The 15,619-nt window shown below is 61.5% G+C and carries 13 protein-coding genes; 11 read left to right on the top strand and 2 right to left on the bottom strand.

The window, feature by feature from the left end; genetic code table 11:
- The first annotated feature begins 83 nt into the window (after positions 1-83).
- The 7 genes from ACMGGK_RS04420 (at position 84) to emrB (ending at position 7,401) form a co-directional block, all read left to right on the top strand.
- Positions 84-1,283: an MFS transporter gene (locus tag ACMGGK_RS04420; RefSeq protein ID WP_164053738.1), complete on the top strand. Its 1,200-nt coding sequence runs from the start codon at positions 84-86 to the stop codon at positions 1,281-1,283.
- 121 nt (positions 1,284-1,404) lie between these two features.
- The gene (locus ACMGGK_RS04415) at positions 1,405-2,151 is read left to right on the top strand and encodes an AzlC family ABC transporter permease (protein ID WP_016929851.1); all 747 of its coding nucleotides are present in this window, start codon (positions 1,405-1,407) and stop codon (positions 2,149-2,151) included.
- Entirely contained in the window at positions 2,141-2,488 is a 348-nt protein-coding gene (gene ygaH, locus ACMGGK_RS04410) for an L-valine transporter subunit YgaH (protein ID WP_197817798.1), read from the top strand. The genes ACMGGK_RS04415 and ygaH overlap by 11 nt, the downstream gene beginning before the upstream one ends.
- A gap of 162 nt (positions 2,489-2,650) precedes the next feature.
- Positions 2,651-3,169 carry a transcriptional repressor MprA gene (gene mprA, locus ACMGGK_RS04405; protein WP_004928879.1) on the top strand — a complete coding sequence of 173 codons (519 nt, stop codon included), beginning with the start codon at positions 2,651-2,653 and terminating at the stop codon, positions 3,167-3,169.
- A gap of 28 nt (positions 3,170-3,197) precedes the next feature.
- On the top strand, positions 3,198-4,649 hold the full coding sequence (locus ACMGGK_RS04400; protein WP_028127520.1) for an efflux transporter outer membrane subunit: 1,452 nt from the start codon (positions 3,198-3,200) through the stop codon (positions 4,647-4,649).
- Between the two features lie 23 nt (positions 4,650-4,672).
- Positions 4,673-5,845, top strand: a complete 1,173-nt coding sequence (emrA, locus tag ACMGGK_RS04395) for a multidrug efflux MFS transporter periplasmic adaptor subunit EmrA (protein ID WP_016929855.1) — start codon at positions 4,673-4,675, stop codon at positions 5,843-5,845.
- 17 nt (positions 5,846-5,862) lie between these two features.
- A complete protein-coding gene (gene emrB / locus ACMGGK_RS04390; RefSeq protein ID WP_016929856.1) occupies positions 5,863-7,401 on the top strand; it encodes a multidrug efflux MFS transporter permease subunit EmrB in 1,539 nt (512 codons plus the stop codon).
- A 61-nt stretch (positions 7,402-7,462) separates the two neighbouring features.
- Here emrB and ACMGGK_RS04385 read toward each other — a convergent pair whose 3' ends face one another.
- Positions 7,463-8,551: a tRNA/rRNA methyltransferase gene (locus tag ACMGGK_RS04385; RefSeq protein ID WP_004928870.1), complete on the bottom strand. Its 1,089-nt coding sequence runs from the start codon at positions 8,549-8,551 to the stop codon at positions 7,463-7,465.
- Positions 8,552-8,758: 207 nt separating this feature from the next.
- Between ACMGGK_RS04385 and trxC the strand changes: the two genes are divergently transcribed.
- From trxC to pssA, 4 genes are all read left to right on the top strand, one after another.
- Positions 8,759-9,178, top strand: coding sequence for a thioredoxin TrxC (trxC, locus tag ACMGGK_RS04380; protein WP_004928868.1), 420 nt, complete (start codon positions 8,759-8,761; stop codon positions 9,176-9,178).
- A 114-nt stretch (positions 9,179-9,292) separates the two neighbouring features.
- The gene (locus tag ACMGGK_RS04375; protein ID WP_004928866.1) at positions 9,293-9,988 is read left to right on the top strand and encodes a tRNA-uridine aminocarboxypropyltransferase; all 696 of its coding nucleotides are present in this window, start codon (positions 9,293-9,295) and stop codon (positions 9,986-9,988) included.
- 42 nt (positions 9,989-10,030) lie between these two features.
- The gene (locus tag ACMGGK_RS04370) at positions 10,031-12,679 is read left to right on the top strand and encodes a bifunctional acetate--CoA ligase family protein/GNAT family N-acetyltransferase (protein ID WP_079452313.1); all 2,649 of its coding nucleotides are present in this window, start codon (positions 10,031-10,033) and stop codon (positions 12,677-12,679) included.
- 152 nt (positions 12,680-12,831) lie between these two features.
- Positions 12,832-14,187 (top strand): CDP-diacylglycerol--serine O-phosphatidyltransferase, encoded by a 1,356-nt coding sequence (pssA, locus tag ACMGGK_RS04365; RefSeq protein ID WP_028127521.1) that lies wholly within the window; start codon positions 12,832-12,834, stop codon positions 14,185-14,187.
- Between the two features lie 36 nt (positions 14,188-14,223).
- On the opposite strand, the gene ACMGGK_RS04360 is transcribed toward pssA, so the two are convergent.
- On the bottom strand, positions 14,224-15,534 hold the full coding sequence (locus ACMGGK_RS04360) for an MFS family transporter (RefSeq protein WP_016929861.1): 1,311 nt from the start codon (positions 15,532-15,534) through the stop codon (positions 14,224-14,226).
- Positions 15,535-15,619: the final 85 nt, after the last annotated feature.

The raw sequence follows: 15,619 nt of genomic DNA, 5'->3' as shown, positions 1-15,619 counted from the left end.
AAATCAAATGAAAATTATACATTGGTTTCCGCAGACGCGTTGCCGGATACTGCGCGCTATCTTCTTCCCGTGATGAAAAAATCATGAACCCACAAAACGCCCATCCGGGCCTCAGCCCGGCGCTGACCGTGCTGATTGCCATCGCCACCGGCCTGGCGGTCGCCAGCAACTACTACGCGCAACCGCTGCTGGAAACCATCGCCACCAGTTTCAACCTGTCGGTCAACCAGGCCGGCTTTATCGTCACCGCCGCGCAACTCGGTTACGCCACCGGCCTGCTGCTGCTGGTGCCGCTCGGCGACATGTTCGAACGCCGCAGCCTGATCGTCTTCATGACGCTGCTGGCCGCCGGCGGCATGCTGATCACCGCCACCTCCGCCACGCTGCCGATGATGATCCTCGGCACCGCGCTCACCGGGCTGTTCTCGGTAGTGGCGCAGATCCTGGTGCCCCTGGCCGCCACGCTGGCCCACCCGGAAAAGCGCGGCAAGACCGTCGGCATCATCATGAGCGGCCTGCTGCTCGGCATCCTGCTGGCGCGAACCGTCGCGGGCGCACTGGCGTCGTTCGGCGGCTGGCGCACCATCTACTGGGTCGCCAGCGTGCTGATGATCCTGATGGCGCTGATCCTGTGGCGCGCGCTGCCGCGCTATAAGCAACACTCCGGGCTGAACTACCCGCAGCTGCTGGCCTCGATCTTCAGCCTGTTCTGCCGCACGCCGCTGCTGCGCACCCGCGCCATCCTCGGCGCCCTGTCGTTCGCCAACTTCAGCGTGCTCTGGACCTCAATGGCCTTTCTGCTCGCCGCGCCGCCGTTCAACTATTCCGAGGGAGTGATCGGGCTGTTCGGCCTGGTGGGCGCCGCCGGGGCGCTGGCCGCTTCGCGCGCCGGGCATCTGGCGGACAAAGGCAAGGCCGGGCTGACCACCACCGTCGGCCTGGTGTTGCTGCTGCTGTCCTGGATCCCTATCGCGTTCGCCAAACAATCGCTGTGGGCGCTGATCGCCGGCATCCTGATCCTCGATCTGGCGGTGCAGGCGGTGCACGTCACCAACCAGAGCGTGATGTACCGCATCATGCCGGACGCGCGCAACCGCCTGACCGCCGGCTACATGACCAGCTACTTTATCGGCGGCGCTCTCGGTTCACTGCTCTCCGCCTCGGCCTATCAACATGCCGGTTGGTACGGCGTGGCCGCCGCCGGCGGGGTGTTATGCCTGCTCAACCTGCTGACCTGGTGGCTCGGCAAGCACCACGATCCGCAGGGGCCCGCGCCAATCTGATTATCGTGCAAATAGTCACTAAAGAAATTTATTAGCGGTACAGGGTATAAACATTACTTACTCTCTGGTAATGTTCTGGGCATAAACTATTGAAGTCCTATCTACCCTGCGATCCACAATCATGCAAAGCCAAGCTGCAGACAGCCTCAATCCGCCCGCCGTCAGCGCCACCTTCGCCAACGGCGTCGTCGACAGTTTGCCGATCGTCATCGGGTATGTCCCGGTGGCGTTCGCCTTCGGCCTCAGCGCCGTCAAACTGGGTTTTTCCCCGCTGGAAAGCATTTTCTTCTCCTGCATCATCTACGCCGGCGCCAGCCAGTTCGTGATCACCGCCCTGCTGAGCGCCGGGATGTCGCTGTGGGTCTCCGCATTGACGGTGATGGCGATGGACGTGCGCCACCTGCTGTACGGCCCGGCGCTGCGTCATCGTATCGTCTCGCGCATGTCGCCCGGTAAAACGGCGATGTGGGCCTTTGGTCTGACCGATGAGGTCTTCGCCGCCGCCACCGCCAGGCTGATGCGCAATAACCGCAGCTGGAGCGAAAACTGGATGCTGGGCATCGCGCTCTGTTCCTGGCTCTCCTGGGTGGCCGGCACCGCGCTCGGCGCGCTGTTCGGCAACGGCCCGTTGGAGCAGTTCCCGGTGATCGAGGCCTCGCTGGCCTTCATGCTGCCGGCGCTGTTTCTCAGCTTCCTGTTGGCCGCCTTCCGGCGTCCGCAGAGCCTGACCATCGCTGCCTCATTGGCCGGCGCGCTGCTCGGCGTGGTGCTGTTCTCCATCCCGGTCGCCATTTTGGCCGGCATCGGCGCCGGTTGCGTCGCCGCTCTGTTCCAACCTGCCCCTGCGGAGGCCAGCCATGAACACTGATGTGCTGGTGATCGGCCTGGTGGTGGGCTGCGCCAATTACCTGTTCCGTTATCTGCCGCTGCGGCTGGCGCCGGCGCGCGCCCAGCCCGGCCTCAAACGCGGTAAAGCCGCCCTGCTGCTCGACAGCATCGGCATCGCCTCGATCTGCGCCCTGCTGGTGGTCTCCAGCACGCCGGTGGTGATGCGCGAGCCGGACAAACTGCTGCCGACGTTGGTGGGGTTCGCCGCGCTGGCGCTGTGCTTCTACCGCAGCAAAAGCATCATTCTGTCGACGCTGCTCGGCGCAACGGCCTTTGGCATCACATTAAAGCTGTTAATGATTTTCGGCGCGGGCTGACGCCGCTCCCGATCGTTTGGCTTCACACTGGCGTTTTCAGGCGCCACATCTTTACAAACACTGACAAATGACACGAATTGCTAAATTATCCGCACGGCTGAACATTTACATTATTTGTCACCGTCGTTACTATCTCGAACGAAATTAATGAGGCCCTAAATTATGGAAAGCTCGTTTGCCCCCATAGAACAAATGCTGAATTTCCGCGCCACGCGGCAGAAAGATTTCCCTTATCAGGAAATCCTGCTGACCCGCCTGTGCATGCACATGCAAGGCAAGCTGCTGGAAAACCGCAATAAGATGCTCAAAGCGCAGGGGATTAACGAAACACTGTTTATGGCGCTGATTACCCTGGATGCGCAGGAAAGCCACAGCATCCAACCTTCTGAGCTAAGCTCTGCCTTAGGCTCCTCGCGCACCAATGCGACCCGCATCGCCGACGAGCTGGAAAAACGCGGCTGGATCGAGCGCCGGGAAAGCGACAACGATCGCCGCTGCCTGCATCTGCACCTGACGCCGCAGGGGGAAGAATTTCTCAGTCAACTGCTGCCGCCGCAGCATCAATGTCTGCATTTCCTGTGGTCCACATTGACCGACGATGAGCAAAAACAGCTGGAACAGCTGACGCGCAAATTGCTGGCACGTCTGGATCAAATGGAAATCACAGAACAGTTACCCTAATTCACAATTTCTGTTCAGGTACCTACTTATGCGATCCCCATTTCACTGGAGATTCACCCCGCTGTTCGCCGTGTTACTGCTGGCCGGGTGTGCTTCGACCGATAATATTGCCCCGCAATCCACGCTGATGGATCCGCAGAGCCTGCAGTTGGCTCAGCCGAAAGTCAGTTCGCTGGCCGTCAGCCCGCAGTGGTGGCGCGCCCTCAAGGATCCGCAGTTGGATACCCTGATGACGCAGACGCTGCAAAGCTCGCCGACCCTGCGTCAAGCCGCCGCCCGCGTGCGCGAAGCACAGAGCGTGGTGGGTGAAGCCAGCGCCGCCAACGGGCCGAACCTGGATCTGAACGCCAGCACCCAGCGCCAGCGCGTGCCGCAAAACGTCAATATGGGGCTGGGGTATCCGCATAAGCCGATCTACGAAAGCTCCAACTCGCTGGGGTTGAACCTGGCGTACGAGTTCGACTGGTGGGGCAAATACCGCAACCAGGTGAACGCCGCCAAGGCGCAGGTCAACGCCGCGCGCGCCGAGCAGGAACAGGCGGCGCTGACGCTGACCAGCTCGGTGGCGTCCGCCTACTACCAGCTGCAGAGCAATCTGGCGCTCGAGAAGCTGCTGCAGCAGGAAGTAAACAACAATGAGCGCCTGACCGCGCTGCGCCAACAGCGCTATCAGGCCGGGCTGACCGGCGTCGATGTGCCGCAACAGACCCAGGCGCAGTCCGACGTCGCCAAGCAGCAGATCCTGCAGCTGCAGTCGCAAATCGAACAGCTCAGACACCAGCTTGCCGCGTTGGCGGGCCAGGGGCCGAACGCCATGCAGCACCTGCGTCAGGTGCCGTTGCCCGCAGACAACCTGATGGCGCCGCAGGGCGAGCTGACGGCGGATCTGCTGGGTAAACGTCCGGACATCGCCGCGCAACGCCAGCTGGTGGAATCTTACAGCCAGCGCGTCAGCGCCGCGCGTAAAGAGTTTTATCCCAGCCTGACCATTTCAGCCTTCGCCGGCCTGATGACCACCAATACCAGTGGCACCAGCCCGAATCTGTTTGAAGCGGCCAGCCAGGCCTGGAACGTGATGCCGGCGATCTCGCTGCCGATCTTCCACGCCGGGGCGCTGCGCAGCAAGCTGGGCGAGGAATCCGCGTTGTATGACGAAGCGGTGGAATCCTACAACCAAACCATCCTGAATGCGGTACAGGAAACCGCTGACGCCATCACCATCCAGCAGAGTTCTGCGCAACAGCAGCTGCAGGCGGCGTCCGCGGCCCAGTCGATGCAACAGGTGTACCAGGTCGCCAACGCCCGTTACCAGGCAGGGATTATCGGGCGCGACGATCTGTTGACCAGCCAAACGCAGCTATTACAGCAGCAACAGGCGGAGTTGAATGCCAGCAGCAATTTACTGCAGGCGAAGATAGGACTGATCCGCGCGCTGGGCGGTGGCTATCAGGCCCCGGCCGCAGCGGATTCGAAAGCATAATAATATAAGGCTTGGAGAACACCATGAGCGCAAGCGCGGAAACTCAAAACCCGCAGCAGCCGAGCGGCAAAAAGAAGCAGCGCAAATTTTGGCTGCTGTTGCTGACGGTTATTTTCATTGTTATAGGGGTGGCTTACTTAGTGTATTGGTTCCTGGTGCTGCGTCATCATCAGGAAACCGACGACGCCTACGTCTCCGGCAACCAGGTGCAGATCATGGCCCAGGTGTCCGGCAGCGTGAACAGCGTCAATTTCGACAACACCGACTACGTCAAGCAGGGCGACGTGCTGCTGACGCTCGACCCGACCGATGCCGAGCAGGCGTTTGAACGCGCCAAGACCGGCCTGGCCAACAGCGTGCGTCAGACCCACCAGCTGATCATCAACAGCAAGCAATATCAGGCCAACATCGCCCTGCGCAAGACCGATCTGAGCAAGGCCGAGAACGATCTGAAACGCCGCGTAGTGCTGGGCAGCGTCGACGCCATCGGCCGCGAAGAACTGCAACACGCGCGCGATGCGGTCGACAGCGCCAAGGCCGCCCTGGAAGTGGCGGTGCAGCAATACAACGCCAATCAGGCGATGGTGCTGAATACCCCGCTGGAACAGCAGCCGGCGATCCAACAGGCCGCCGCGCAGATGCGCGACGCCTGGCTGGCGCTGCAGCGTACCAAGGTGATCAGCCCGATTACCGGTTATGTCTCGCGCCGCAGCGTGCAGGTCGGCGCGCAGATCGCCGCCGGTTCGCCGCTGATGGCGGTGGTGCCGGCCGATCACATCTGGGTTGACGCCAACTTCAAGGAAACCCAGATCGCCAACATGCGCATCGGCCAGCCGGCGACGGTGGTCAGCGACGTCTACGGCGATGACGTGGTGTATCAAGGCAAAGTGGTCGGTATCGACATGGGCACCGGCAGCGCCTTCTCGCTGCTGCCGGCCCAGAACGCGACCGGCAACTGGATCAAGGTGGTGCAACGTCTGCCGGTGCGTATTGAGCTCGACGCCAAGCAGGTGGCCGATCATCCGCTGCGCATCGGTCTTTCGACGCTGGTGACCGTCGACACCGCCAATCTGGACGGCCGCGTGTTGTCTGACGTGGTGCGCGACAAACCGCTGTACCAGAGCGACGCGCTGGCGTTGAATCTGGCGCCGGTTAACCAGCTGATCGCCGACGTGATCCATGCGAACGCCGGCTAAGCGCGCGGGAGGCCATCTTGCCACAGAAACCGCTTGAAGGCGCCCAGCTCGCCTGGATGACGGTCGCGCTCGCCATGGCGACCTTCATGCAGGTGCTGGACTCCACCATCGCCAACGTGGCGATCCCCACCATTGCCGGTAACCTCGGGTCTTCCAACTCGCAGGGGACCTGGGTGATCACCTCGTTCGGCGTGGCGAACGCCATCTCGATCCCGATCACCGGCTGGCTGGCGAAGCGCATCGGCGAGGTGCGGCTGTTCCTCTGGTCCACCGCGCTGTTCGTCCTCGCTTCCTGGCTGTGCGGCATCTCCAACAGCCTCGGCATGCTGATCTTCTTCCGCGTGATCCAGGGCGTGGTGGCCGGGCCGCTGATCCCGCTGTCGCAGAGCCTGTTGCTGAATAACTACCCGCCCGCCAAGCGAGCGATGGCCCTGGCGCTCTGGTCGATGACCGTTATCGTCGCGCCGATCTTCGGGCCGATCCTCGGCGGTTACATCAGCGACAACTACCATTGGGGTTGGATCTTCTTCATCAACATCCCGATCGGCGCCTTCGTTATCATGGCGGCGATGGCGACGCTGAAGGGGCGAGAAACCAAAACCGAGATCAAACCGATCGACACGGTTGGACTGGTGCTGCTGATCGTCGGCATCGGTTCGCTGCAGGTGATGCTCGATCAGGGCAAGGAGCTGGACTGGTTCAACTCGACCGAGATCATCACCCTGACCGTCGTGGCGGTGGTGGCGCTGTTGTTCCTGGTGGTTTGGGAGCTGACGGACGACCATCCGGTGGTGGATCTGTCGCTGTTCAAATCGCGCAACTTCACCATCGGCTGCCTGTGCATCAGCCTGGCGTACATGCTGTACTTCGGCGCCATCGTGCTGTTGCCGCAGCTGTTGCAAGAGGTGTACGGCTATACCGCCACCTGGGCGGGGCTGGCGTCGGCGCCGGTCGGGCTGATCCCGGTGCTGCTGTCGCCGATCATCGGCAAGTTCGGCAACCGGCTCGACATGCGCCGGCTGGTGACCTTCAGCTTCATCATGTATGCCGTGTGCTTCTACTGGCGCGCCTATACGTTTGAACCGGGCATGGACTTCGGCGCTTCCGCCTGGCCGCAGTTCGTCCAGGGCTTCGCCATCGCCTGCTTCTTCATGCCGTTGACCACCATCACGCTGTCCGGCCTGCCGCCGGAGCGTATGGCGGCGGCATCGAGCCTGTCGAACTTCACGCGAACGCTGGCGGGTTCGATCGGTACCTCGATCACCACCACCCTGTGGACGCAGCGCGAATCGCAGCACCATTCGCAGCTGACGGAGTTCGTCAACCCGTACAACCCGCAGTCGCAGGAGATGTACCACCAGCTGGAGCAGCTCGGCATGAGCAAGCAGCAGGCGTCGGCGTACATCGCCAACGAGATCACCGCGCAGGGCCTGATCATCTCCGCCAACGAAATCTTCTGGCTGTCGGCCGGGGTGTTCCTGGTGCTGCTGGTGCTGGTGTGGGTGGCGAAACCGCCGTTCAGCTCCGGCGGCGGTGGGGGCGGCGGCGCGCACTAAGCTGCAATAAACGAAACGGGCGCCCTGGGGCGCCCGTTTTTTTTATCCGACGTAGAAAAGATTACGCCTGATTCTGACGCCACCAGTCCGCCAGCAGAATGCCGGTCGCCACGGAAACGTTCAGGCTTTCCACCTTGCCGGTGCCGCCGATAGACACGTTCATGTCACCCTGCTGCCAGGCGCTGTCGCTCAGACCGTCGCGTTCCTGCCCCAGCACCAGCACCATCTTGGCCGGCAGCTTGGCCTGCGCCAGCGCGGTGCCTTTGTGGCTCGAGGTCGTGACGATGGTGTAACCCGCCTTGCGGAAGGTATCCAGCACCGACAGGAAATCGTCAGCGTTGATCGCCTTGATATGCTCCGCCCCGCCTTCTGCGGTGCGCACCGCCGCGCCGGATTCCAGCAGCGCCGGATCCTGCAGCAGCACGCCGTTGACGCCGAAGTGGGCGCACGAACGGACGATGGCGCCCAGGTTGTGCGGGTTGCCCACTTCCTCCAGCGCCAGCACGCAGTCGGTCGCCGGTGCGGTTTTCAGGTAGGTCTGCGCATCCAGGCCCTGACGTTTTTTGATCAGGAAGCAAACGCCGCCGTGGTGCTCGGTGCCGGAAGCCTTGGCCAGTTCTTCTTCATCCACCACGTGGTAAGCTTTGCGGTTAGCCGCCATCCAGCGCAGCGCTTCGCGGAAGCGCGGGGTGACCGACTGCACGAACCAGGCGCGCACAATCGCTTCCGGACGGCTGGCGAACAGCGCCTGACAGGCGTTTTCACCGTAAACGCGGGTTTCTTCCGCGCGCTGGCGGCGCAGTTGCTCAGGATCGATGAAGCTTTTGCCGCTGATGCCGCCATGATCGAACGCCGGCTCTTCATTCGGCGCGCGCGAGACGGTTCTCCACGGCGACTCATTGCCACCGCGATCTTCAGAGCGCGCCGGACGGCGAGGACGATCGCTTTCACTGCGGCGGGAGTCGGCGCCGCGGCGATCGTTGCCGCCGCGCGCCTTGTCTTGACCGGTGCGGCCCGATCGCGCACCGTCAGCCGGACGGCCTTTGCCGGCCGGACGTTTATTCTTGTTACGGTCGTCGCCGTTGTCGTCGTCACTGCGGACGTACATCACTTTGACTTTACCGTTCTTGCCACTAAATGAATCGTTCATTGTCTTCTCCACCAACGCGCAGGGCGCGAAGATTACCTGATGTTGGTGCACGAAGCCACCAACTTGCGCTAAAAGCTCCCAACTATCACATCCATTGAACAAACCTCATTGTTCACGCGCCGGGTTTTGCCGATAATTGTCAGCATTTAAGAAACATCTCCGCAACCGCGTTGCGGGGACCATGCTTTCTCTGTACCCGAGGTCAACATGAATACAGTTTGTGCAGCTTGCAATGCCACCAACCGCGTGCCGGAAGAACGTCTGGCGGACAACGCGAAATGCGGCCGCTGCGGCCATGAGCTCTTCGACGGTGAAGTGATCAACGCCACCGCCGCCACGCTGGACCAGTTGCTGCAGGACGATCTGCCGGTCGTGGTCGATTTCTGGGCGCCGTGGTGCGGCCCGTGCCGCAGCTTTGCGCCGATCTTTGAAGACGTGGCCGAAGAGCGCGCCGGCAAAGTGCGCTTCGTGAAAGTGAACACCGAAGCCGAGCCGGAGCTGAGCGCCCGTTTCCGCATCCGCAGCATCCCGACCATCATGGTGTTCCGTCAGGGCAAAATGGTCGACATGCTCAACGGCGCGATGCCGAAAGCGCCGTTTGACAACTGGCTCAACGAGTTAGTGTGATTCGGCAAGTATAGGCCGTATCCCGCCATTGCGCGCGAACGCGCCCCGATCGAGCCCGCCCCTCCCGGCGGGCTTTTTTCTGCGTTACAATAACGGTTTTTCCCCAGGATCGTTATGACCGACAACGCCGTACTTCGCCTGCGCCAATTCCGTTTAGACCGCGCCACCCGCCCTTTTTTGGCGCGCGGTTGCCGGGTGGCACGTTGTCAGGGTTGCCTGCTGCCGCATAAGAACTGCCTGTGCGACACCATTCGCCCACAGCAGGCCGGCAGCCGTTTCTGCCTGATCATGTTCGGCGCCGAGCCGCTCAAGCCCAGCAACACCGGCCGCCTGATCGCCGATATCCTGCCGGACACCCAGGCGTTCCTCTGGTCGCGTACCGAGGTCGATCCCGCCCTGCTGGCGGCCATCAACGATCCCACCCGGCAGCCTTATGTGGTGTTCCCCGCGTCCTACGCCGACGCCGAACGGCCGGTGTTCAGCGCGCTGCCCGTCGGCGGCAAACCGCCGCTGTTCATCATGCTGGACGGCACCTGGGCGGAGGCGCGCAAAATGTTCCGTAAAAGCCCGTATCTCAATCAATTCCCGGTGTTTTCCCTCAACGTCGACGCCGCATCGGACTACCAACTGCGCGAAGCCAGCCGCGCCGAGCAACACTGCACGGCGGAAGTGGCCGCCGCCCTGCTGCAACAGGCGGGCGATCTGCCGGCCGCCGAAGGGTTGAATCAGCATTTTCGCTATTTCCGCCAACAGTATCTGGCGGGAAAACCGACCCGGCCGGAGGCATCGGTCACAGCAATGCAGCCATAAAGCGCCTAAAATCAGGCGTAACGTTGCCAAAAGGAGCCGTGCATGAGCCAGCGAGGGTTAGAAGCGCTACTACGTCCCAAATCGATCGCCGTTCTGGGCGCTTCGCAGCAGCCGGGCCGCGCCGGCAACCTGATGATGAGCAACCTGCTGGCCGGCGGTTTCGGCGGCCCCATCTTGCCGGTGACGCCGCGCTACAAGGCGGTATGCGGCGTCATGGCCTACCCCGACGTCGCCAGCCTGCCGTTGACGCCGGATCTGGCGATCATCTGCACTCACGCCAAGCGTAATCTGGCGCTGCTCGACGCGCTGGGGCAGCGCGGCTGCAAAACCGCCATCGTGCTCTCTTCGCCACCGGAACAGTTCGCCGAGCTGAAAGCCTGCGCGCAGCGCTACGCCATGCGGCTGTTGGGCCCCAACAGCCTGGGATTACTGGCGCCGTGGCAAGGCATCAACGCCAGCTTCTCGCCGGTGCCGATCCAAAAAGGCAAGCTGGCGTTTATCTCGCAGTCCGCCGCCGTCGCCAACACCATTCTCGACTGGGCGCAGCAGCGCGAAGTCGGCTTCTCTTACTTCATCGCGCTGGGCGACAGCCTGGATATCGACGTCGACGACCTGCTCGACTTTTTGGCGCGCGACAGCAAAACCAGCGCCATCCTGCTGTATCTGGAAAACATCAGCGACGCACGGCGCTTTCTCTCCGCCTCGCGCAGCGCCTCACGCAACAAGCCCATTCTGGTGATCAAAAGCGGCCGCAGCCAACAGGCGCAATTACTGCTCAACAGCCAGCAGGGGCTGGACGCCGCCTACGACGCCGCCATCCAGCGAGCCGGCCTGCTGCGCGTGCAGGATACCCATGAGCTGTTCTCCGCGGTGGAAACCCTCAGCCATATGCATCCGCTGCGCGGCGAGCGGCTGATGATCGTCAGCAACGGGGCGGCGCCGGCGGCAATGGCGCTGGACGAGCTGCTCGGGCGCAACGGCAAGCTGGCAACGCTGAACGATGAGAGCCTGGCGAAGCTGAGCGATGCGCTGCCGGATTTCATTCGCGCCGGCAACCCGCTCGATCTGCGCGACGACGCCACGCCGCAGCGCTACCTGGCGGCTCTCGAAGCGCTGCTCGACAGCCACGACTATGACGCGCTGCTGCTGATCCATGCGCCGAGCGCGGCGGCGCCGGGCACCGCCACGGCGCAGCGGCTGATCGACGCGCTGCACCGCCATGCGCGCGGCAAACGCATCACCTTGCTGACCAACTGGTGCGGCGAATACTCTTCTCAAGAGGCGCGCCGGCTGTTTACCGAGGCCGCCATACCCACCTACCGCACGCCGGAAGGCGCTGTGACCGCTTTTATGCATATGGTGGAATACCGCCGCAACCAGAAGCAGCTGAAAGAGACCCCGGCGCTGCCGGTCGGCCTGACCGCCAATACCGCCGACGCTCACCGCCTGATCCATCAGGCGCTGGCCGAAGGCGCCACCCAGTTGGATACCCACGAGGTGCAATCCATTCTGCAGGCTTATGACCTGAGCACCCTGCCGACCTGGATCGCCGAAGACAGCGCCGAAGCGGTACATATCGCCGAACAGATCGGCTACCCGGTAGCGCTGAAGCTCCGTTCGCCAGATATCCCGCACAAGTCAGAAGTTCAGGGCGTCATGCTCTACCTGCGCACCGCGACCGAAGTGCAGCGCGCGGCGGAGGCGATCCTCGACCGCGTGAAGCGCACCTACCCTCAGGCGCGCATCCACGGCTTGCTGGTGCAGAGCATGGCCAACCGCGCCGGCGCCCAGGAGCTGCGCATCGCGGTGGAGCAGGATGCGATTTTCGGCCCGCTGATCATGCTGGGTGAAGGCGGTGTGGAATGGCGCCAGGAAAATCAGGTGGCGGTCGCGCTGCCGCCGCTGAACATGGCGCTGGCGCGTTATCTGGTGCTGCAGGCGGTGAAAGGCGGCAAGATCCGCGGGCGCAGCGCGCTGCGGCCTTTAGATATCCCTGGACTAAGCCGCTTGCTGGTGCAGGTCTCCAACCTGATCCTCGACTGCCCGGAGATCGCCCGGCTGGATATTCACCCGGTGTTGGCCTCCGGCAGCGAATTCACTCTGCTGGACGTTTCGATGCAGCTCGCGCCGTTCAGCGGCGATCCGCAGGCGCGGCTGGCGATCCGCCCTTATCCGCATGAGCTGGAAGAGACCATCGCGTTGAAAGACGGCAGCCAATGCCTGTTCCGCCCGATCCTGCCGGAAGACGAGCCGGCGCTGAAGCATTTCATCGACCGGGTGACCAAGGAAGACCTCTATTATCGCTACTTCAGCGAGATCAATGAGTTTACCCATGACGATTTGGCCAACATGACGCAGATCGACTACGATCGAGAAATGGCCTTTGTGGCGGTGCGCGCAGACGAGATCATCGGCGTGACCCGCGCGCTGTCCGATCCGGACAACACCGACGCCGAATTCGCCGTGCTGGTGCGTTCCGACCTCAAAGGACTGGGCCTGGGCCGTCAGTTGCTGGAGAAAATGATCGCCTATGCGCGCGCTCATGGCCTGACCCGTCTGAGCGGCATCACCATGCCGAATAACCGCGGCATGATCGCACTGGCGCAGCGGCTGGGCTTTGGCATTGAGGTGCAGCTTGAGGACGGCATCGTCAATCTGACGCTGCCGCTGCAGGCCGCCGACGCGCAGTGACCTGCGTCGCAATGCGCTACGAATCCATCACTTAACGCCAAAACATACGCACAATCGGGGCAACTAATGGTATTATCGCCCGATTATTCGGTTTATTGTTTTTATGCCTGTGGCGTTCTGGCCATCAATCATGAGAGAAGAAACGCACTGTGATGTTGTCAAAATTTAAACGTAGCAAACATCAACAACACCTTGCACAACTGCCCAAACTCCCCCAGACGGTTGCTGATGTTCGTACGTTGTACGCGCCGTCCGATTTTCGCACCACGCTGCTGAGCGCCATCGCCAACGCCACCCAACGCATCTATCTGGTGGCTCTGTATCTGGAGCATGACGACGCCGGGCGCGAGATCCTCAACGCGCTGTATCAAGCCAAACAGCGGCGGCCCGAGCTGGAAATCTGCGTACTGGTCGACTGGCACCGCGCACAGCGTGGGCGCATCGGCGCCGCCGCCGCCAATACCAACGCCGACTGGTACTGCGCCATGGCCAGCCAACATCCGGAACAGTCGGTGCCGATCTACGGCGTGCCGGTCAATACCCGCGAAGCGTTAGGCGTACTGCACCTGAAAGGCTTTGTGGTCGACGATACCGCGATCTACAGCGGCGCCAGCATCAACGACGTTTATCTGCATCAGCATGAGAAATACCGTTACGATCGCTATCAGCTGATCACCAACGGCGTGCTGGCCGATACCTTGATCGATTACATCAAGCAGCATCTGCTCACCGCCGGCGCCGTACAGCGCCTCGATCGCAGCGATCGGCCGAAAAGCCCGGAGATCAAAAACGAGACCCGTCTGTTCCGTTTCGCCCTGCGCCGCGCCGGTTACCACTTCCGCGGCAAGGCCGGCAACGATGAGCTGGCGGTGACGCCGCTGGTTGGGCTTGGCAAGCAAAGCGTGCTGAATAAAACCATTCATCACCTGATGTCGTGCGCCGACCAGAAACTGACGCTCTGTACCCCCTACTTCAACCTGCCGGCGCTGCTGGTGCGCAACATCATTTATCTGCTGCGCCAGGGCAAACAGGTGGAGATCATTGTCGGCGACAAGACCGCCAACGATTTCTATATTCCGGAAGACCAGCCGTTCAAAATCATCGGCGCGCTGCCCTACCTGTACGAGATCAACCTGCGCCGCTTCCTGAGCCGCTTGCAGCGTTATATCGATACCGGGCAGCTGATCGTGCGTCTGTGGAAGGATGGCGATAACAGCTATCACCTGAAAGGCATGTGGGTAGACGAAGAGTGGCAGCTGATTACCGGCAATAATCTCAACCCGCGCGCCTGGCGGCTGGATCTGGAAAACGCCATTCTGATCCACGATCCCAAACAAGAGATGCGCGAACAGCGGCAAAAAGAGCTGGAGTGCATCCGCACCCACACCACCGTGGTCGGCCACTATCAGGAGCTGCAAAGCATTCAGCAGTATCCGATCAAGGTGCGCAAGCTGATTCGCCGTCTGCGGCGTATCCGCATCGATCGGCTGATTAGCCGTATCCTGTAAGCGATACTCTGACCCCGGCCAAGGCCGGGGTTTTTATTACAGCTGTATCTCCTTCCCTTTGCGATGCAACCGAAGCGAAACCAGCAACGCCAGCAGGCACATGCCGGAAACGTACCAGAAGAAGGCATTCTCCACGCCGAATGATTTAAGCGACAACGCGACATATTCCGCCGAACCGCCGAACAGAGCGTTCGCCACCGCATAAGACAAGCCTACCCCTAACGCGCGTACCTCCGGCGGGAACATCTCGGCTTTAAGCAGCCCGCTGATCGCGGTGTAAAAGCTGACAACGAACAACGCCAACACGATCAGACCGAACGCCATAAAGGGGTTGGTCACCTCTTTCAAGGCAAACAGGATCGGCACCGTCAACACCGTGGCGAAGGCTGAGAAGATCAGCATCGAGCTGCGACGGCCGATTTTGTCCGAAAACGCGCCTACCGCCGGCTGCAGCAGCATAAAGACGAATAGCGCAACGGTCATGATGGCGCTGGCCAGCTTGGCGTCCATACCGGCGGTGTTCACCAGGTATTTCTGCATGTAGGTGGTGAAGGTGTAGAAGGTCAGTGAACCGGCGGCGGTAAAGCCCAGCACCATCAGGAACGCCTTGCGATTTTTCCACAGCCCCGTCAGCGAACCGGCATCTTTGTGGTTACGCGTCTTCGCATCGGAGGTTTCATTCAGCGAGCGGCGCAGGTAAAGCGCCACCACCGCCAACACGGCCCCCAGGGCAAACGGAATACGCCATCCCCAGGCTTTCAGCTCTTCGGCGGGCAATATCTGCTGTAAGATCACCAAGACCAGCAGCGCCAACAGTTGCCCGCCAATCAGCGTCACGTACTGGAACGATGCGTAGAAGCCACGCCGCCCCTTGATTGCCACCTCGCTCATGTAGGTGGCGCTGGTGCCATACTCGCCACCCACCGACAACCCCTGGAACAACCGAGCGATCAGCAGCAGCGCCGGGGCCCAACTGCCGATCGATTCATACGTCGGCAGGCAGGCGATCACCAGCGATCCGGCGCACATCATGCAGACTGAAAGCAGCATTGAGTTTTTTCGGCCATGCTTGTCGGCAATATAGCCGAACAGCCAACCGCCGATAGGTCGCATAAAGAAGCCAGCGGCGAAAACACCGGCGGTTTGCAGCAGCTGCGTGGTGCTGTTGCCCGCTGGAAAGAACGAGGCGGCAAAATAAATGGAACAGAAGGAGTAAACGTAAAAATCAAACCACTCCACCAGATTGCCTGATGAAGCCCCGACGATAGCGAAAATGCGTTTCTTGTTATCCAGCGCCTCCTGTTCGACGCCGTGCTCATCCCCAAGAGCCGAGGTTGTTTCTGTCATGATATTTTCTCCGAGCCATAGCAATGATGAAATTCGGCGTCCTGCCGCCCTGGTTGTTACTTTATTGTTATTTATAAGTTAACAG

It is taken from the genome of Serratia sp. BNK-33-b (genome assembly GCF_048684565.1).
Taxonomy (GTDB): Bacteria; Pseudomonadota; Gammaproteobacteria; order Enterobacterales; family Enterobacteriaceae; genus Serratia; species Serratia marcescens.
The sequence above is the reverse complement of the archived record's forward strand: the minus strand, read 5'-3'. Positions and strand labels throughout refer to the sequence as shown.